This is a genomic window from Bacteroides sp. AF39-16AC (assembly GCF_003602735.1).
In the GTDB taxonomy this organism is placed as follows: Bacteria; Bacteroidota; Bacteroidia; order Bacteroidales; family Bacteroidaceae; genus Bacteroides; species Bacteroides uniformis.
The window spans coordinates 1-450 of sequence record NZ_QTLN01000048.1 but is presented as its reverse complement, the minus strand read 5'-3'; the positions used below and the strand labels follow the sequence as shown (position 1 = coordinate 450).

Below are 450 nucleotides of genomic sequence, written 5' to 3'. Positions count from 1 at the left end.
TTTTTTTTTGAGCTTTCATGCCCCATCTGAGTTTATGAGCCTTTTTTTTACGGCACACAACAATAAGGAAGGAGGGATTAAGAAAAGTTTTGGACGACAAAAAATGTTGGGGACAGCGAAGCCGTCCGGCGTTATTTTTTTCGGGACAAAGGGCGAAGACCGGAACTCTTTCGTATCCATCCACCGAAATAAATTTGCCGTTCAAAAACAAAGGATCTCAGATGGAGCTATGAAAAAAGCACATTAGGGGAGGCAGAAAACAAGGAAAAGGGCAGTACGGAAAGTAAAACAAGCCATACGGTTTTGCAAGCAAAACCATACTCCTATCTCCCTGCCACAAGTGACAGGGGGGAACGGGTTAGCAACGGACTGCCGGGACAAACGGTAAAAGGAAGGGACTGCAATACGGAAGAAGGAGGTTGTTTCGGCAATGCCGAAGCTCCGGATGAT

2 protein-coding genes are annotated in these 450 nt (G+C 45.8%); one reads left to right on the top strand and one right to left on the bottom strand.

Going from position 1 to position 450, the window contains the following annotated elements; genetic code table 11:
* Positions 1–247: hypothetical protein (locus DW039_RS20100; RefSeq protein WP_243635056.1), on the top strand; the 247-nt coding region annotated here is incomplete at its 5' end.
* Here DW039_RS20100 and DW039_RS21020 read toward each other — a convergent pair.
* Positions 244–450, bottom strand: a 207-nt coding sequence (locus DW039_RS21020) for a hypothetical protein (RefSeq protein WP_117704145.1), incomplete at its 5' end; no start/stop codon positions are given. The genes DW039_RS20100 and DW039_RS21020 overlap by 4 nt on opposite strands.